This is a genomic window from Prosthecobacter sp. Pr1, from assembly GCF_057652315.1.
Genome location: NZ_JBYFBS010000014.1, coordinates 1 through 17,886, shown reverse-complemented (window position 1 = coordinate 17,886; position 17,886 = coordinate 1). Strand labels below are relative to the sequence as shown.

General features: G+C 57.7%; 15 protein-coding genes. 10 read left to right on the top strand and 5 right to left on the bottom strand.

All coding sequences use genetic code 11. From position 1 onward, the window contains the following. Window positions 1-28 precede the first annotated feature (28 nt). Entirely contained in the window at window positions 29-892 is an 864-nt protein-coding gene (locus AC24GY_RS20250) for a hypothetical protein (RefSeq protein WP_487686679.1), read from the bottom strand. 20 nt (window positions 893-912) lie between these two features. Between AC24GY_RS20250 and AC24GY_RS20245 the strand changes: the two genes are divergently transcribed. The 4 genes from AC24GY_RS20245 to AC24GY_RS20230 all read left to right on the top strand — a co-directional run bounded on the left by AC24GY_RS20245 (window position 913) and on the right by AC24GY_RS20230 (window position 7,912). Then, window positions 913-3,843 (top strand): PQQ-dependent sugar dehydrogenase, encoded by a 2,931-nt coding sequence (locus AC24GY_RS20245; RefSeq protein WP_487686678.1) that lies wholly within the window; start codon window positions 913-915, stop codon window positions 3,841-3,843. Between the two features lie 896 nt (window positions 3,844-4,739). Further along, the gene (tsaD, locus tag AC24GY_RS20240) at window positions 4,740-5,750 is read left to right on the top strand and encodes a tRNA (adenosine(37)-N6)-threonylcarbamoyltransferase complex transferase subunit TsaD (RefSeq protein ID WP_422316407.1); all 1,011 of its coding nucleotides are present in this window, start codon (window positions 4,740-4,742) and stop codon (window positions 5,748-5,750) included. 14 nt (window positions 5,751-5,764) lie between these two features. Continuing rightward, the gene (locus tag AC24GY_RS20235; RefSeq protein WP_487686677.1) at window positions 5,765-6,988 is read left to right on the top strand and encodes an outer membrane protein assembly factor BamB family protein; all 1,224 of its coding nucleotides are present in this window, start codon (window positions 5,765-5,767) and stop codon (window positions 6,986-6,988) included. A gap of 39 nt (window positions 6,989-7,027) precedes the next feature. Continuing rightward, the gene (locus AC24GY_RS20230) at window positions 7,028-7,912 is read left to right on the top strand and encodes a CvfB family protein (RefSeq protein ID WP_461527305.1); all 885 of its coding nucleotides are present in this window, start codon (window positions 7,028-7,030) and stop codon (window positions 7,910-7,912) included. 105 nt (window positions 7,913-8,017) lie between these two features. Here the strand turns inward: AC24GY_RS20230 and rpiB are convergent, their stop codons facing one another. Beyond that, window positions 8,018-9,775, bottom strand: a complete 1,758-nt coding sequence (gene rpiB / locus AC24GY_RS20225) for a ribose 5-phosphate isomerase B (RefSeq protein ID WP_487686676.1) — start codon at window positions 9,773-9,775, stop codon at window positions 8,018-8,020. Further along, window positions 9,772-10,248, bottom strand: a complete 477-nt coding sequence (locus tag AC24GY_RS20220) for a low molecular weight protein arginine phosphatase (protein WP_422316399.1) — start codon at window positions 10,246-10,248, stop codon at window positions 9,772-9,774. The genes rpiB and AC24GY_RS20220 overlap by 4 nt, the downstream gene beginning before the upstream one ends. 189 nt (window positions 10,249-10,437) lie before the next feature. Between AC24GY_RS20220 and AC24GY_RS20215 the strand changes: the two genes are divergently transcribed. After that, window positions 10,438-13,047 carry a protein kinase domain-containing protein gene (locus AC24GY_RS20215; RefSeq protein WP_487686675.1) on the top strand — a complete coding sequence of 870 codons (2,610 nt, stop codon included), beginning with the start codon at window positions 10,438-10,440 and terminating at the stop codon, window positions 13,045-13,047. Window positions 13,048-13,074: 27 nt separating this feature from the next. On the opposite strand, the gene AC24GY_RS20210 is transcribed toward AC24GY_RS20215, so the two are convergent. Further along, on the bottom strand, window positions 13,075-13,992 hold the full coding sequence (locus AC24GY_RS20210) for a hypothetical protein (protein WP_487686674.1): 918 nt from the start codon (window positions 13,990-13,992) through the stop codon (window positions 13,075-13,077). Then, window positions 13,973-14,782 (bottom strand): ParA family protein, encoded by an 810-nt coding sequence (locus AC24GY_RS20205; RefSeq protein ID WP_422316393.1) that lies wholly within the window; start codon window positions 14,780-14,782, stop codon window positions 13,973-13,975. Before AC24GY_RS20205 ends, AC24GY_RS20210 begins: the two co-directional genes overlap by 20 nt. A 109-nt stretch (window positions 14,783-14,891) precedes the next feature. On the opposite strand from AC24GY_RS20205, the gene AC24GY_RS20200 reads away from it, so the two are divergent. The 5 genes from AC24GY_RS20200 to AC24GY_RS20180 all read left to right on the top strand — a co-directional run bounded on the left by AC24GY_RS20200 (window position 14,892) and on the right by AC24GY_RS20180 (window position 17,874). After that, entirely contained in the window at window positions 14,892-15,224 is a 333-nt protein-coding gene (locus AC24GY_RS20200) for a hypothetical protein (RefSeq protein ID WP_487686673.1), read from the top strand. Between the two features lie 18 nt (window positions 15,225-15,242). Continuing rightward, entirely contained in the window at window positions 15,243-15,854 is a 612-nt protein-coding gene (locus AC24GY_RS20195; protein WP_422316389.1) for a hypothetical protein, read from the top strand. Between the two features lie 120 nt (window positions 15,855-15,974). Then, window positions 15,975-16,313 (top strand): hypothetical protein, encoded by a 339-nt coding sequence (locus tag AC24GY_RS20190; protein ID WP_487686672.1) that lies wholly within the window; start codon window positions 15,975-15,977, stop codon window positions 16,311-16,313. An 18-nt stretch (window positions 16,314-16,331) separates the two neighbouring features. Next, complete coding sequence (locus AC24GY_RS20185; RefSeq protein ID WP_487686671.1) at window positions 16,332-17,270, top strand: hypothetical protein; 939 nt, start codon at window positions 16,332-16,334, stop codon at window positions 17,268-17,270. Window positions 17,271-17,601: 331 nt separating this feature from the next. Continuing rightward, entirely contained in the window at window positions 17,602-17,874 is a 273-nt protein-coding gene (locus tag AC24GY_RS20180) for a hypothetical protein (protein ID WP_487686670.1), read from the top strand. The last annotated feature ends 12 nt before the right edge of the window (window positions 17,875-17,886 follow it).

Below are 17,886 nucleotides of genomic sequence, written 5' to 3'. Positions count from 1 at the left end.
GTGAATGACGATTTTTTGCGAGGGGCGGCTATTTGCGCTCGATCGCCTGGGTACGGACGAGGGTATAGGGGAGCTCAAGGATCAGCTCCGCCGGCTTGCCTTCCGCGTCGTTGACTTGGGCGATATTCTTGAAGGTGCCAGATATTTTGGTGCTCACATCCAGCATGTCGGAGAGGCGGCGGACGAGGGTGATGTCGAAAGCGACCTCGATGCGGCTGAGGTAATTCATGGGCCGCTCCATGGTGAACTTGCCGACCATATGGACGGTTGCCTGCGAACCGTCGGAGCGCTCATCCACGGCGACCAGGGTGCATTCGATGTCCTCCGCGACCACCGCGCCGTAGTCCTTGCCGCTGGATTCATTGATGCTGACTTTCCACGTCTCACCGGCTTTTCGCGTCTGATTGAGAAGGCACGCCTCCGGGATCTCCAGCAAAAGTCTGGTGAATGCCAGATCATTGAGGAACTTCTGCTGCTCTGCCGTGGGCTTCCCTCCGACCAAGGCGCATTTCCATTTTCCATCTGATTTGCGCAGACGGAGGGTTTTGCCCACCAAGGGCCCGGCCTGTTCGGCAGGCTGCGGGGCGGGGCCGTTGTAATTGATCAGTTCGCAGAGCATCTCGCGCACCTGCACCTCCTCGGTGTCAGTTCCCATCAGACGCCGGACGAGGTTAACCTGCTGAACGAAGCGGCAGAAAAAGTTATTGGCAGAACTGGACTTCTGCATGCGCCCTTTGCCCTCCTGCACGCGCACTTCGCGCTTTTCCCGCAGCAGAGTGCCGGTGCGAAGCGAAGAGGGGGTGCCCAAGTCCACTGGTCCGCCGGAAGTGTCAGCGGCGTTCAGATGAACGGAGATGAGCAAAAACAGCAGGTAACGCAGCGGGGCATGCATGCTGGGAGACTACCAAAGGCATGCGCGCCAGCACAAGCCGCAAGTACCAGCCCCGGCAGAGCGCACTCATTTCATGCTTGGCGAATGCCGCCGGTTCATTCCATGATGCAAAAATGCACCGTGTGTTTCTCCTCTGCCTCGCCTTCACCGCCGCGACTCATGCGCAATGGACCACCTCACACGTCCATGGTTCACCTGAAGCGCCGAAACCCTTCATTGCTGAGCAGACTTTTGCCTCAATCCCACTTCAGGATGCTTTGGAGATGATCGCCGTACCCGGCGCGCAGCGTTTTGTCGCCGTCGAAAAGGGAGGCAAAATCTGGAGCTTCAAGGACGCACCTGACGTCAGCGCCAAAGACCTGCTCATCGATCTCAAGCCGGAGCATCCCGCGCTGCAATACGCCTACGGCATCGCGTTTCATCCGCAGTGGAAGGAGAACGGCCATGTCTTCCTCTGCTATGCCTACGGCGACAAAGTACCCGACGGCACCAAGCTCTCGCGCTTCAAACTCACGCAGCAAGAGCCGCCGGTGCTTGATCCCAAGTCGGAGACCGTGCTGCTGACATGGCGCAGCGGCGGCCACAATGGGGCCTCTCTTCAGTTCGGCCCAGACGGCAAGCTCTACATCTCCACCGGCGACGCTGAAGTCCCCTCCCCACCTGACCCGCTGAACACAGGGCAGGACATCAGCGATCTGCTGTCCTCCATCCTGCGCATCGACGTGGATCATCAGGAAAATGGCAAAGCGTATGCCATTCCAGCCGACAATCCCTTCTTAAAAACACCCAAGGCCATGCCGGAAATCTGGGCCTTCGGCTTTCGCAATCCTTGGAAGATCAGCTTTGACTCCCAAGGCCGCCTATGGTGCGGGGACGTCGGCTGGGAGCTGTGGGAGATGATCCACCTCGTGCAACGCGGAGGCAACCATGGCTGGAGCGCGTATGAAGCAAGCCAGCCGATCAAGCCAGAAACCCAACGCCCCGAGCCCATCATCCCGCCCGTGGCTGCACATCCGCACACCGAGGCCGCGAGCATCACCGGCGGCTATGTCTATCACGGCACCCGCTTTCCTGAATTGAACGGAGCCTACATCTACGGCGACTACGAAACCGGCAAAATCTGGGCGCTCTGGCATGACGGCAAACAAGTCACGCGCCGTGAGGAAATTGCCGACACTCCCCACAAGATCGTCACCTTCGGACAAAGCGAGGATGGTGAGGTGTACTGGATGAACTGGGAAAACAGCACACGAATCTACCGCCTGGCACCCAACCTTGCCGTCGGCAAACCGAGCCAGTTTCCGCGGAAACTCAGCGACACAGGCTTGTTCAAAGACACCGCTGCGCAGACACCCGCCACAGGCGTGCTGAACTTTGAGATTGCCGAACCGATGTGGCAAGACGGCGCCACTGCCACACGCTTCATCGCCCTGCCGGAAGGCAAAAGCATCCGCACCACCACCAGCGGCAATCCCGCGAAGCCGAACTACAAAGTCGAATGGCCCGCCGAGTCCGTGCTCGCCCGGACCATCACCTGGACAGCCACCCAGCAGCGTATCGAAACCCAAGTGCTCCATTTCGATGGCGAGACTTGGAACGGCTATTCCTACCGCTGGAATGACCAAGGCACGGATGCTGAGCTCGTCGACGTCGATGGTGCCGAGTTCACCGCGCAAAAGCAGCCCTGGCGCATCCATGGCCGCGCCGAATGCGCCCGATGTCACAACAACTGGAGCGGCTTCGCTCTTGGATTTCAGCCGGATCAGCTTGTCAGCATTGGCGGCAAGAAACCAGCCGAAGCATCAGCTTTGTTCGATGGCCCTTTTCTTGGACGGTTGCAAAACCACCTAGTCTCCAGTCGAGACACCAAGGCTGATCTCGAATCCCGCGCACGCTCCTGGCTGCATGCCAACTGCGCCCATTGCCACCGTCGCCACGGCGGCGGCAGCGTGCCGCTGATGGTGAACTTCGATCTGCCCACAGCGGAGACGATGACAATCTATGAAAAGCCGAAGCGGGGAGATCTTGGCATCAGTGATCCAGCCGTAATCTATCCGTGGGCTCCTCACCGCAGCATCCTGTTTCAGCGCATTGCACGGACAGGCAGCGGACATATGCCGATGATCGGCGCGCATGACCCAGACCCTGATGGCCTGAAGCTACTATGGGATTGGATTTCGAGCATCTACCCCAAGAAAGGCCCCGCAGAAAGCTATGTCAGCGAAGAAGACATGCTGCAGCAGGCAGACTCCGGATATGAGGCCGAGCTGCTCTCCGGCAAACATCCGGAAAACCAATACCGGATCCACGCCGATCCCCTGCATTGGTTCCGCAGTTCACCGACTCACCTAATGATGGCCGTGTCCACCGGGCAGATCCCTCAGCCACGGCGTGAGGCCGCCATCAAAGCCGCGATGGCGAGTGGTGATCCGAACATCACTTCCTTGTTCGAGCGCTTCCTGCCGCCTGAGCAGCGGGTGAAGACCCTCGGCGTGAATTTCGACGCGAAAAAGCTCCTCGCCGTCCAAGGTGATGCAAAGCGCGGCAGTGAACTCGTCAGCATGAGCGGCAAGCTGGCCACCTGCCTGGCCTGCCATATCGTCAACGGCATCGGCCGCGATTTCGGCCCGGATCTGAGCAAGGTGGGGGCGCGACTGACGCGTGAGCAAATCCTCGAAAGCCTGCATAAGCCCTCAAAAAACATCGCCAAGGGTTACGAGACCTGGCTCGTCACATTGAAGGACGGCAGCGTGCAAAGTGGTTTCGTCACCCATTCCGATGAAAGGACGATCACTCTCAAGCTCCCCACCGGACAGCCGCAAACGATCCAACGTGACCAAATCAAAAGTCAGCAGCCGCAGCCGGTGTCCCTGATGCCCGAAGGGCTGCTGCAAAGCATGACTGAGCAGGAAGCCGCAGACCTCATGGCGTTCTTGGCGGGCTTGAGATAGGCACATACCCCCTTTGCGACACGCCCATTCCCCCCGCTCTAACCCACAAGAAACTGCATACACCGGACGAGGATGATGCGTTCAAATATCATTGATGCATACCACCCCAGTCACCTGCCCGAGCTGTTTTCAGGAATTTGAGGTTTCTACCCCATCCTATAACGAGGTGCCATGCGATGTGGACTATGACTGTGAGGTTTGCTGCAGACCTCTGCGCATCTTTTTCTCGGAAGATGACGGTGAAGTCTTGGGCATGGCCTACGGCTTGGGAGAGAACGGGCCCTATGGGTGATTCTCATCAAAACACAGTCTAACATTATGGTAGTCCCAAGTATCCCCTTTCCTATGCCTCCCTTGCGCGTTTTCGCAGAGAATGCATTTGGCTGTTTGCAAAAACAGAAGTTGTCGTTAATCTCGAAAAATCCCGCTGCCAGGAGTCTGGTGGATGGGAAGCTTAACAAACAGGTTAACACCCACACACATGAAAATCGCTATCCTTGCCCTCATCGCGGCTTCCGCCGTCCTCTCCGCTTGCCAGCAGCCTGCTCCTCCGCCGCCGCCACCACCAGTGCACAGCGGCAAGTAAGCACTCGGCCGCCTAGTGCGGCTGGTTGTGAAACTTACGTGTGATCATTTAATGATCCGTCTTGCCACTGTTCTGTCGCTGCGTCCGTGATGCTTCATGCATCCTGTTCCAGCTAAAGACGGCATGTGCGAAGTGCGACGCCAAAGCGAAGGCCGACTGCAAAGACGGTCACAAGCTCTAGTCTGACAGGCAACTGTCACATTGCGCCGCCGTTCCCCACCCAACCGGGGGACGGCGGCTTCTTTTTTCACCCTTTCAGCGCCGAATTCCGGATGCTGGACACCTGTTTATACTTCATTGATGGACTGCCATGCCAGACTGCCTGCTCGCCCTTGAATCCTCCTGCGATGAGACTGCTGCGGCCATCTGTACCCTGGACGGCGAGCTGATCGCTGGAAGGATCGCGTCACAGATTGAAATTCACCGCCAGTATGGCGGAGTCGTGCCGGAGGTGGCCTCACGCAATCACATCCTCCACGTGCGGCCGCTGGTTCAGCAGGTCCTGGCTGACGCCGGAAAAACGCTCGGCGACATGTCAGCTTTTGCAGCCACCAGCGGTCCGGGGCTTGTGAGTTCTCTGCTCATTGGAACGTCCATGGCCAAGGCGCTGGCCATCTCTGAAAACAAGCCTTTCCTGGCCGTGAATCACATGGAGGGCCACCTGCTCTCCCCCTTTATGGATGGCAACGGCCCGGTACGCGCCTGTGTGGCGCTCATCGTCAGCGGCGGACACACAATGCTGGTTCGGGTGCGTGGCGTGGGCAGCTATGAACTGCTGGGGCGCACGCGTGATGACGCCGCAGGCGAGGCTTTTGACAAGGTGGCCAAAATGATTGGACTCCCCTACCCCGGCGGGCCGGAGATCGACAAGCTGGCCACACGTGGCGATCCAACAGCCTTCGCCTTTCCGCGGAGCTTCCTGGATGGCCGCAGCCTGGAGTTCAGTTTCAGCGGCTTGAAGACCGCCGTGCTGTATGAACTGCCACGAGTCGACCTGAAGAGCGAACAGGTGCTGGCAGATCTCAGCGCCAGTGTGCAGGCGGCGATCATCGAGGTGCTGGTCGAAAAACTGGTGCTCGCGGCCAAGCAATGCGGGGAGACGCTTGTCACCGTGAGCGGCGGGGTCAGCTGCAACCGTGGCCTGCGGGCGGCGCTCACTGCGCGCTGCGCCAAAGCAGGCCTGCAACTGCTGCTCGCAAGGCCGGATCTTTGCACCGACAATGCGGGCATGATTGCATTCGCCGCTGCGCAACGTTTCAGCATTGGCCACACCTCCCCCTTGGAGGCGGATGTGGATCCCAATCTCTCCCTCGTCAGCTAATCCCCCTCATTTTTATGCGCCCGATCTTTCTTTGCCTCTGCGCATTCACCAGCCTCCAGGCAGGCGACTGGCCGCAGTTTCTCGGCCCGCTGCGCAACTGCACCGCCACTGATGAAACCGCCATCGTCGGCAGTGCTGAACCCGAGATCGTGTGGAAGCGCATGCTGGGCAGCGGTCATGCCGGAGCAGTGGTCTGCGACAACTGCGTGATCATGACCCACCGCCAGGGCGGCGAGATCATCACCGAAGCGCTGGCAGCCGCCGATGGCAAATCCCTCTGGAAACATGCCTGCCCTACTGCCTACCGCGACAGCTTTGGGTTCGACAACGGCCCCCGCGCCGTGCCTTGCATCGCTGCGGGCAAAGTCATCACCCATGGACCGGAGGGCATGGTCCAGGCGCTCGATTTCAAGACAGGCGAACTCATCTGGAGTTATGACACCGTCGCCGAACTCGAATCGCCGCAGGGGTACTTTGGCCGCGCCTGCTCACCGCTCGTCACGGATGGCAAGGTGCTGCTCAATGTGGGTGGCAAGAATGCGAAGGGCGGGGCGGGCATCATCGCGCTGGATCTTGCCACGGGAAAACTCGTCTGGCAGGCCACGGAAGATGAAGCGAGTTATTCCTCCCCCCTGCTGCTCACCGGAGATCCGGGAATAAGCGCCTTTTTCACCCGACGTGGTGTCCTCCTGACGCAAACCAGCGATGGCAAGGTGCTGGCGGATGACTACTTCCGCGCCCAGATTGATGCCTCCGTCAATGCGGCTGCTCCAGTGCCCTGCGGAGATGGCAGGCTGCTTTTCACCGCCGCGTATGATGTAGGAGCCGGCCTGTGGCAGTGGAACAAGGCTGAACGCAAACTGACCAACGTGTGGAAAAAAGCCGACACTCTCGACTGCCACTACACCACGCCAGTTTATCACGCCGGACATGTGTTTGGCCTGCACGGCAGGCAAGAGAGCGGCATGACGCTGCGCTGCATCTCCGTGGCCGATGGCAAGATCGCCTGGGAAGCGCCGGACCGCCTCCAGGGCGGCACACTGATTCTGGTGGGAGACAAAATCCTGCTGCACAGCGAAGCCGGTGAATTGTGGATCTTCACCGCTGACCCGAAGAAATTCAATCTCCTGCAACGAAGCCAGATCACCCGCGCGGGACATCGCAGCCATGACGCCTACTCGAATGGCCAGCTTTACGCCCGGGATGCGGAGAAACTGGTCGTGCTGAAGGTGAAGTAGGCGCTGGATTGATCCGCAGGCGCGTCTAGTCTGCGCTGCATGGCTCAAATCGGCAAACGCAACTCCCTCATCGTTCTTCACAGTACGCCGCACGGCATTTATCTGGATGGGGGTGATCATGGTGAGATTCTGCTGCCAAACCGTTACATCCCCAAGGGCACCAGCCTTGGCGATGCCCTGGACGTGTTCATTTACCGTGATTCCGAGGACCGTCTCGTGGCCACCACGGAAGTGCCGTTTGCCATGGTTGGCGAATTTGCCACGCTGGAAGTCGTGAGTGTGAATCGTAACATCGGAGCGTTTTTGAACTGGGGGCTGCTCAAAGATCTGCTGCTGCCATTTCGTGAGCAGGCGGATCAGGTGTACGTGGGCGACAAGGTCGTGGCCTACATCATGCTGGATGAGAAAACGGACCGCATCATCGCCACCACACGCCTGAACCGGCACCTGAGCCGCGAGCGCCCGCCGTTCAAACCGGCGCAGCCTGTACCTTTGCTGATCACCGCCCGCACACCACTAGGCTACAATGCCATTGTGGCGGGAACACATGTCGGACTGCTGTATCACACGAATATCGGCGCACCACTGCAGGTCGGACAACGAATCAACGGCTTCGTCAGCGCGGTGCATCCCAGCGGCAAGATCGACCTCAGCCTCGATGCCTCAGGCTATCAGCGCGTCGCGTCACTGACGGACCGCATTCTCGAAGCGCTCAAGAACAACGGAGGCAAACTCGACTTTGACGACGACAGCCATCCCGAAGCCATTCGCAGCCACTTCGAAGCCAGCAAAAAGGCGTTCAAGCAAGCACTCGGCTCGCTCTACAAACAGCGCCGCATCGAGTTTACCCGTCCGGGCATCGCATCCCTCGACGTTCGTGAGGCAAAAGAAGGTGATTGGAAGCCTTCTGTCAAAAAGGGCTGAAGCGGCCTGCTGAGCCTTGTCCGGCACACTGTCCACCGCAGGCGCCAATAAAAAGGAGCGCCCGTTGCCAGGCGCTCCCTCCAAAATAACTCACTCAATCGCAGCTCAAGGCAGCGGGAAACGCTGGTTCATCTCGCTGACTTCCTTGCGGATTTGAGCCAGAGCGGCTTCGTCGTCACGATTCGTGAGCGCACGGTCGATCCAGGCGGCGATCTGCTTCATCTCAGCTTCCTTCATGCCGCGGGTGGTGACGGCAGGAGTGCCGACGCGAATACCACCGCCGAGGGTGATCTTCTCGGTGTCGAAGGGAATGCCGTTTTTGTTCACGGTGATCGCAGCCTTGTCGAGGGTCTCGCTGGCAACCTTGCCATTGAGGCCTTTCGGACGGAGATCGACGAGCATGAGGTGGTTGTCCGTGCCACCGCTGACGATGCGGTAACCGAGTGCGGCGAGAGCAGCCGCAAGGGCCTGAGCGTTTTTGACAATTTGGGCGGTGTAGTCCTTGAAGCCGGGCTTGAGGCATTCGCCGAAGCAGACTGCCTTGGCGGCAATGACGTGCATTAGAGGGCCCCCTTGGACGCCGGGGAAGACCTGGCTCTGGATCTTTTTGAAGAGGTCCTCGCGATTGGTGAGGATCATGCCGCCACGCGGGCCGCGAAGGCTCTTGTGCGTGGTGGTGGTGACGAAATCTGCATGCTCCATCGGGGAGGGATGGGCGCCACCGGCCACCAGACCAGCGATGTGGGCCATATCCACAAACAGATAAGCACCCACGCTCTTGGCGATCTCGCTCATCCTTTTGAAATCGATGATGCGCGGGTAGGCGCTGGCACCAGCGGTGATCATTTTGGGCTGCTCCCGCAGGGCGACTTCGGCGAGCTCGTCGTAGTCGATGAGTTCGTTTTCCTGGTTCACACCGTACTGGCAGAAATTGTAGAAGCGGCCGGAGAAGTTGGCAGGGTTACCGTGGGTGAGGTGACCACCGTGGGCGAGGTTCATGCCCAGCACCTTGTCGCCGGGCTGAAGCACGCTGAAATAGACCGCAGCATTGGCCTGTGAACCGGAGTGCGGCTGCACATTGGCGAATTTGGCTCCAAATAACTCGCACGCGCGATCGATGGCAAGCTGCTCGACTTTATCGACTTCCTCGCAACCGCCGTACCAGCGCTTGCCGGGATAGCCTTCGGCATACTTGTTCGTGAGGCAGCTGCCTTGGGCGGCCATGACCGACTTGCTGGTGAAGTTTTCACTCGCAATGAGCTCGATGTGGTCCTGCTGACGGTGCTGCTCGCCACGAATGATGTCGGCGACGGCGGGATCATTCGCTTCCAAAATATCGAGCGGGTGCGGCTGCGCGTTCATCTTGTCCACCCGGCGGCCATGACGGCCACCAGCAAAGGGGGTTTTCAGCCATGTGTCCACGATCTCATTCGCGGTGGCCGCAGGGGTGTTTTTGCCAGAAAGGCACAGCACATTGGAGTTGTTGTGCTCGCGCGTGATGGCGGCGGTCTGAGCATCGCTGACCAGCGACGCCTGAATGCCCACATGACGGTTCGCAGCGATGCACATGCCGATGCCCGTGGTGCACACCAAAATGCCGGCGTCAGCCTCGCCAGACAACACCTTGTCAGCGACCACTTCGGCGTAATCAGGGTAATCGACGGAATCGTGTGAATTCACTCCCAGATCCTCAACGCCATAGCCGGCGGATTGCAGGTGTGCGACGACGGCATTTTTCAATTCCACTCCGCCATGGTCGGCGGCGATGGCGAGTTTATGGGGAGGGCTGCCGTTGGGATTGCTGGTCATTTTTTTTCGCGTTGGGGTGAGGGTCGAAGATGGGTGGGCGATGGCTGCTGTCATCCATCATTTTGCTTCCAGGTCTGGTCGATGTAAGCAATCAGGCTGGGCAGTATTTTTTCCAGGCTGCGCAGCGTCTCTTCATACGCTGAACGGCCCTGCCCAAAAGGGTCGGAAACATCCCTGCCGCGCAGGGCGTCTTCGGCTGCAAATTCAGAGACAAGGTAAACTTTGTCAGCCTGCTCGGGAAATTCATCCGCGATGGCCGCCATGTGATGCGAGGACATTGCAAATACATGCGTGGCCTGTTCCAAGGTTTTCTGGTCAAGCATGCGGCTCTGGAAACTGGCAAGATCGAGACCGCGCTCCTTCAGCAAAGCCGCCGTGTGTTTGCTGGCAGGCATGCCGGGTGCCGCTGCCACACCTGCGCTGGAGACCTGATAGTCAGTGCGTTCCCTGACCAGATCACGGAAAAGCGCTTCCGCCATCGGGCTGCGGCAGGTGTTGCCAGTGCAGACAAAAAGAACGTTTTTCAAGATGCTGAGCGGGTTTGGTTCGATCCCGCCAGAGCAGACGGGGGAGGTCAGTGTGTCGCGACACCATCATTTTGTCAAAGGCGGAGCAGTTTCTGCTCATAAGCATTTTCGTGGAATATCCCGCTTGCCAAAGGGGAGGCTCATGGGCTTTGCTTCTGTTCCTCTTATTTTCAAGCGCTTAAACATCGGATGGCGGAACGATATAAAATATATGAAAAGCTCGGCATGGGCGGCGTTGGAGCCGTCTTCCGCGCTTATGACAGCCAGTTGAAGCGCTGGGTCGCTGTCAAACGACTGCTGACCGCCAACGAAGCTGACGTCGACAAAGGCGTCGCTTCCGAGCTGCGACGTGAGGCCGATGCACTCGCCTCCCTGCGCAATCCGAACATCGTGACCATCTTCGATGTGGCGAGCGATGACGAGGGATTGTTCATTGTGATGGAACTTCTGCAGGGTGAAGACCTCGCCGATGTCGTCGCCCGTGGACCGCTGCCCTACGACGATTTTAAAGAGCTGGCCTCGCAGACGCTTGAAGGCCTGCTCGCAGCGCACCAGCACCACATCCTTCATCGGGACATCAAACCGGAGAACATCAAGGTGGAGCGTCTTCCCGGGGGCCGTATGCAGGCGAAGATCATCGACTTCGGTCTCGCACGTGCAGGGCTGCGCGCCCGCAAGCAGACGGAAGACCAGGAAGGCACGGTGATGGGATCCATTTACTACATGGCTCCCGAGCAGCTGACACGCGAGCCCGTGGATGAGCGCACCGATCTCTATTCACTGGGCTGTGTTTTCTATGAAGCTCTCTCAGGCAGAAAGGCGTTCGATGGAGCTTCGATGGCCGAGGTCATTGACAAGCACATCGACCACATCCTGGTGCCGCTGCATGAAATCGCCCCGCATGTACCGCAGTGGCTGGGAGCTTGGTGCGCGCGCCTCATGGCCCAAAAGCCTGATGACCGTCCGGCCAACGCACAGCAGGCCATCGAAGAATTCCGCGCCTGGGAAAAAATGCCCACCATGGTGCCCTACGGTCCCTGGATGGGCATGTACGCGCCGCCGCCCATTTATATGCCGCCTGGCATGCCTCCGGGAACGGGCACGGTGCCGCTGACAGGATATTATCCTCCCCCCGAAGCTCAACCCGTCTATGCTGAACCGGTGGCCGTGGAAGTCATTCCCGAGGCGCAGCCTGTTGTTGAGCTCGCCGCACTCACGACGCCGCTGGCCCCTGCGCCGCGCAGACCTGGAACCGGGCGCACGACAGCGATGCAGCGCCCGCCATCGGCGGTCCGCCCTTCGTCTTCGGCTTCGGCTTCGGCTTCATTCATTCAGACAAACGCGAAGCTGATCAAACAAATCGCCATTATTGGCGGAGGCATCATCGTGCTGGGCATCGGCGGCTGCTTTTTCTTCGGCAAAAAGCCCGGCGCTTCATCTTCCAGCAATTCCGCGCTGTCAGCTATAGGCATCTCGTCCAATCCGCCCCCCGTCAGCTACCAGCTCCCGCAGGACCGACCGTTTCCTCCTGTGGATCGTGGCATCTCCCTCTTCTATGTGGGCAACACCGCCAACCTGACCAACCGCAAAGGCGCCGACGGCAAACCCGCCCAAGCCAACCCAAACGAGCCGGTCATCGAATGGCATGACCTTTCTGAACGCGGCGGCGACAACATTCTGCGCAGCTATCAGAAGAGTCCAGACTACGCACCCAAGCGCGCCAACTGGCCCGAAGCCGCCACCGGTGGCACCCCCAAGCCGGGGCGAGTCGTGCTCGATTTCCATTCTCACAATGGCAAACCCTGCATCCTGGAGCTTGATGACACGGGCACTGAAACGCAGAACATGCCCTTCGGAAGCAAGGATGTCGGAGTACCCAACGATAAAGGACTCACCGTCGTCATCGCCTTTCAAGCCGATGCGGCAAAGCTTCCCATGCGTGTTTTCACCCTTGGCAATGATGATGGCACCACGGTATCTCTGCTGGTGGATGAGAAGAAAAACCTCGTGGCAGAAGTTAAAAACGCAGGCGGAAGCCCAACGTTGACCTCCAAGGATGTGAACGGCACGCTGGCCTGCCTCGCCTTTGTGAGCTGGAACGCCAGCACGGGCCTCGTGGAGCTCCGTGCACGAGATGCCGATGGCAAGACCTTCACCTCCTCCGGCGGCAAGTCCACCGCTCCTTCCAAGCCGCTCAACTGGCTGCTGATCGGACGTGGTCAGGACAGCAGTGGTGGAAGCGTCAGCCCACAGGATCAATTCAGCGGCTATCTGGCAGAACTCTTCGTGTACTCCATTACCTTGAAGCCCGACCAGACCCAGCTCATCGACGGACGAGTGCGTGATTGGTACTTCCAGCCCGCAGCTCCCCCGCCCCTCAACACTCGGCTGAGAACGAGGCTTGCCTGGATCGAGCCGCGCAGTGCCTGGAAACTGAACGCCAGCCTCAAAAAAGAAGACTGCGCAAAGGCTGTGGACAACAATACAGGGTCCCGTTGGGCCACGGGAGTTCCCATGAAGGGCGGCGAGTGGTTCACCGTCGAACTGCCCACCGAGGAAAATATCGCCGGACTGGCGCTCGACAGCCAGGCCAGCAATCAGGACTACCCGCGCAAGTACAAAATCGAAGTGTCATCCAACGGCACACAATGGAATCCCACGGATGCCCAGGGAGATGGGAACGTTGTGACCGAGATCGTTTTCAAGACACCGCAGAAAGCACGCTTTGTGCGCATCACTCAGCTGGGTACAGCAAGCAGCTACTGGGGAATCAACGAACTGGTTCTGTTTAAGAAGTAGCCAGACGCCCTTTCAGGGCAGCTCCTCTCAGTTCATCACATCACACAGGGCGCCACGCAGGAGGTGTGCCTGTTCATGACTCAGCCCCGCAGGAGCAGCCACCGCGGCATGTACCATCCCCGCGGACGTTTCACACGGGATCACAGTGAGCACTTTCCCAGATGCCAGCGGCTGGTGAATCACCGGAGGCGTTTCACAAGCGGACATCGCGCTCGCACGGATCGCCGCTCCACAGGCCATCATGGTGGAAAGCACCAGCCCGGCTTTCGCCTCCCCACCCCACAGGACTTCACCGTCATCACTCATCACAAGAAGCTGTCCGCCCCCATCATGCAGAACCTGTCGCGCCCAGCCGGCAAATGCAGCCAGTCGCACTTCACGCGAGCCTTGCGGAATTTTAAAAGCGGCTGTCTGAGGAGAAACGGCCGTGAATTCGGGCACAGCATCATCTGCGTCTTCTTCATTGCAGAATTCGGTCTCCTCGGGGTGGCCACTTCCATCATGAGGAGGAGCAAACACTGTGATTCGTTCCTTGGCTGGTGGCTCCACTGCCACACTCTCGCTCATGCGGGTGAGGATGCCCGCGTCAGTCGCACGCTGGCGAATCGCACGCAGCTTGTCACGGATTCGACTCAGGGGCAGCGCGGCAGCCGGGTTGGGAATGGACAGACCATGCTCGTCATCATCCGTTTCATCTTCCATCGCTGCCGGTGGCTCTGATTCGTCAGCCAATGTTTCAGCCTCTGCGACCACAGGCTCTGGCCTCAAGGATGGTTCCTGCCAGTCCATGGCAAACCCCCAGGCCTCGGCTGCATTACCAAGCAAGGATTCTGGAGTCGTATCTATCTCAATCAAGCCTGATGTTTCTTCCTCGCCTGCCTCCTGAGGTGCGATCTGCGCCACCAGCGCCTTGATCCGCTCGGCATCAATCCATGAGACTTGCATGGCCATGCTCCCTTTCACGTTCGTGGGTCAATCCAATCCGCTGCTCCAGCTCTGCGGCAATCTGGTCAAAAATCAACGCTTCGGGCGGCGGGTTGCGCTTTGTCAGCGCCACAGGCACCCCCAAAGCACTCGCTTCGAGAAACGAGGACAGGCGCGGAATGCTCTGCTGAAACATCAGGTTTGCAGGCAGCATTTCGCGCAGCTCCCGCGCAACCTTCAGGCTCATCTCATTTTCCCGCATCACCATCGTCAGCAAAATGCCCGCAACACGCACACCAGCCCCCTCTGCACGAAAACGCGCCAGAGTCTCCAGCAAATGCGGCACGCTGCGTATCGCCAGTGGCTCGGCCTGCTGGGGCAGCACCACAAAATCACAGGCCTTCACCACTGCTTCCGTCGTGCTGCTCATCCCGGCCGCTGTATCCATCAGGACGACATCGACACCTCGCAGTTCGGCCCCCCTCAGCAAATCGGCCAGCCGAGCCGGCACCTCATGAGCCGACCATCCCTGCCGTGCGCAGGTGTCATACTGCCCGGCGGGTACGATCTCCAGCTCTGGGAGCCGCGTTGGCACCACCATTTTGTTCAAATCCCCGCCTCGAACGAGAAACTCATGAAAGCCCTCACGCGCCTTGGTGCTCTTCGCCAGCGACAAGCCCACTCCGCCCTGCGGATCCGTGTCGATCAACAGCACGCGCCAGCCACGCCGCGCCAGTGAGTAGGCGAGGTTGATGCACAACGTGGTTTTACCCACGCCGCCTTTCTGACTCGCTGTTGCAATCGCTATCACACGTCGATGCTAGGATGGGTTTGGCGAATGGCAAGGAAGTTGCGCGGCAGACCATTCAAGATTAAATCCTGCGGTTCTCCGCCGGTGGGGATCTGCCCTGCCCCCTTTCATGAAACTGCCTCCATTCTTTTGTTGTCTGGTGCTCTGTTTGACGAGCCTGTCTTGTGACCGGCACACGGAGCTCAAGCGTGAAATCGCCGCACTGGACGCCACATTGAAAACGGACGAATCAGCCACCCGGCAGTACGATAAAGACATCGCCGCACTCGGTGGCAGGGAGGGATTGATGCATCTTCTCGAACAGGGCCAGATCAAAGAGAACCAGCTGCGTCCGTTGGAATTTGTCAATGGCCCCAGGGAGCGCAAGCTCTCCGCCATTGAAACCGAGTTCGCCAAGCTCAAGCCGGCCGCTGAAGCATTCAAAGCCTCGCAACCTCAGTAAGCCACACCACAAAACACCGTGTTTGAATTCCGTTTCAGCTCCTTTCTCAAGGCCCTGCTTTTGCTCGCCTGCATCATCGGCGGCTGCGACTACCTTTCCAAGCTCGACAAACTCAAGGCGGAGCTTGCCGAATTGAAATCCCAGGCCGGCGCTGCTCGAGAAACCGCGGAGCTGCGCCGGCAGGAATGGACTGAGATCAAAGCCGCCAAAGACAAGGTGGATCAGCTGGAAGCACGAATGACGGAGGTCATTCGGCAGCGCGACCTTCTGGACGCCAAAGAGCGCAAACTGACCGGCGAAATCAAATACATGGCAGATTCCATGGTGGCAGCTGTGGAGAACACCCGCACATTCGCCATCGGCACCGTGATACCGGAACTCAGGCTGCCAGGCCGTTCAGCCCTGTACAATGCCAAAATCTTCAAGATCAACGACAATTCGGTCTCTTTTCTGCACGAAGATGGGGTGGCCAATCTGCAGGCAAAAACCGAAGAGCTGCCGGTGGAGTTGGTGCAGAAGTATGACCTAGGCCCGAAGTCCATCCATGTCGGCCTGCTGCGCCTGCTTGATGAGCTCAGTGCGCCGACGACCTCCAAATCAGCCCCATCTGGCAAGCCCCAGGGCTTGTAGAGTTTCTTTTGGCTCTCCAAGAGGCTCTCTTTGCACCACTTTCCGCATGCAAACATTGTTTCTAAATGTATTTATAATCAGAAGATTCATTCATTCCTAGCATCTCCACAACATTACCTAATGTACCGCCCCCTAATCTTAACTGGCCTCGCAGCCACTCTTTTTGCAAGTTCCTGCGATAAAGTTGGCACTTTGAATAATGAGCGGTCCAAGCTCGAAGTGGAGATTCAGCAAATCAGTAAAGAAATGGTCTCGATTGATGCCAAATTTGATGGGCTTCGGACCATTCCTTTAGCGGACGGAATGACCTTGGAGCGCCACTTGGAAGAGTCGGTGAAAAAGAATGCGGAATTGGAGGCAAAGCTCGCTGAACTCAGCAAAAAATGCTCCGAAGCCGAAGCTGCGATGAGTGTATTTCGCCCTCGTTTGGACACCTACAAAGCCAAATACCTGTACTAAATTTAGCCATCGGTCATCATGTTTGAAGAAGCAAAAATCTGGGCCACTCTTTTTCTGGTCAGCCTCATTATTTCGTTTAGTTATTATATCCACCACCAAGGCAAGGTGGATGATGCTACTTTAGCGCTGCAACAGAGCCAGTCCAAGCTGACAAGCATGAAGGACCTGCTAACCCTTAGAAAAAAAGCTTGGAGCGAAAAAGAGCGAATTGTAAACAAAATCAAGGCTGAGGCTGACAAAAACACCGCTCTTCTCGAGACACAAGAAACTTTGGGGCAGCGTTATCATAAGGCTGAGAGCGACTTAAAATATGCCCTCGATTCCATGCAAGAATCGGTGGAGAGAACGAGAAACAACGCGCCCGGTACCGAGCTGGGAGAGATCAAATTAGCCAACGGCAAAACTCTGCTTAACGTTAAAATTCGTAAAGTGGAAGAGTCCGGAATTTCTTACATCCATGCTGATGGCGTGGGCACAATTCCAGCCGATCAGGCTCCTGAAAATTTGAAGGACCAATATGATCTGGGGCCGAATGCTCTTGTCTCCATGATTCAGCATGCCCAAACATCCTTGCTGGAAGAGTCAGGAATGGACGGCGTCAACAATTTATCAATCCCGCCCCTCGAAATACTTGGCAGTTCGCCTTCCGCAAGCACCATGGCCAAAAAAATCACCGTTGATGATTCCAAGATAAAAAGCATCAAATTGCGGATGGCTGAGTTGGATTCACGCATTGCAAACTGCGCCGGTTTAGCGGCGCAATATTTATCTGCGGCAAAAAGCCATCAGACACTGGCTGAGACAGCCAAATTGCGCGGGGTCCCCTCCACCCGGCACACTGACAATGCGAATAAAAATCTAGCCCAAGCAGCTTTGCTGCAGAATCAAAAGGCCGGCTTGGTTGAAGAACGTGGAAAGCTCGCCGTCGAACTCGACTATGCGATAAGAGGCAGGTAACGCCCAAGCTCCGCCATCTTCGGATTCGGCGGAGTGAAATGAGCCATGAAGCCACTTATCATCGCATCAAAAGTCTGCCGCTACACACTCACAGTTTCGGTTGGTTAAGGATTGGCGGGGTTGCTGCATCCGTTACCCAATGGTGATTTCCACCGTGCTACCGCAGGGGCTGCCGCCATCGTGCCTAAATTCGAAATGACCTCTTCGAGGCTGGGTGCCGCTACTGACGCGTTTGCTTTCATCCAAACACCCGGCATAAGCCGTGGCATTTTTTCTTGTCACTTTTGACACCCCATGGTCTGATGCTAAGAATATTTAACATGAACTACCCATGCATTTTCACTGCTTTGGCTGGCACATTCTATTGGCAGCCTCCTGTGATAAAAATGAGTCCATGTCTAAACAACAGGCTGGTTTGGAAGCAGAGTTCCTTCAAGGCAATGAAGAGCTGCGACAGCTCGACGCAGAACTGGTCCATGGCAACAATACCATCGACCTGAATGTGCGGACTCAACAGGATATGGAATGGGTGAAATACAATGCCGCAATCGAACAGGCTCTGGCCGGGCTGAAAAAAAATGCACCCAGGGTGATGATCTGCTGAAAAAAGTTCAAT

Coding starts and splice junctions, on each gene's coding strand:
- AC24GY_RS20230 (WP_461527305.1), top strand. CDS start 7,028: ATGGCTCAAATCGGCAAACGCAACTCCCTCATCGTTCTTCACAGTACG.
- AC24GY_RS20185 (WP_487686671.1), top strand. CDS start 16,332: ATGTTTGAAGAAGCAAAAATCTGGGCCACTCTTTTTCTGGTCAGCCTC.
- rpiB (WP_487686676.1), bottom strand. CDS start 9,775: ATGACAGCAGCCATCGCCCACCCATCTTCGACCCTCACCCCAACGCGA.
- AC24GY_RS20245 (WP_487686678.1), top strand. CDS start 913: ATGCGCGCCAGCACAAGCCGCAAGTACCAGCCCCGGCAGAGCGCACTC.
- AC24GY_RS20235 (WP_487686677.1), top strand. CDS start 5,765: ATGCGCCCGATCTTTCTTTGCCTCTGCGCATTCACCAGCCTCCAGGCA.
- AC24GY_RS20210 (WP_487686674.1), bottom strand. CDS start 13,992: ATGCAAGTCTCATGGATTGATGCCGAGCGGATCAAGGCGCTGGTGGCG.
- AC24GY_RS20200 (WP_487686673.1), top strand. CDS start 14,892: ATGAAACTGCCTCCATTCTTTTGTTGTCTGGTGCTCTGTTTGACGAGC.
- AC24GY_RS20190 (WP_487686672.1), top strand. CDS start 15,975: ATGTACCGCCCCCTAATCTTAACTGGCCTCGCAGCCACTCTTTTTGCA.
- tsaD (WP_422316407.1), top strand. CDS start 4,740: ATGCCAGACTGCCTGCTCGCCCTTGAATCCTCCTGCGATGAGACTGCT.
- AC24GY_RS20250 (WP_487686679.1), bottom strand. CDS start 892: ATGCATGCCCCGCTGCGTTACCTGCTGTTTTTGCTCATCTCCGTTCAT.
- AC24GY_RS20180 (WP_487686670.1), top strand. CDS start 17,602: ATGCATTTTCACTGCTTTGGCTGGCACATTCTATTGGCAGCCTCCTGT.
- AC24GY_RS20215 (WP_487686675.1), top strand. CDS start 10,438: ATGGCGGAACGATATAAAATATATGAAAAGCTCGGCATGGGCGGCGTT.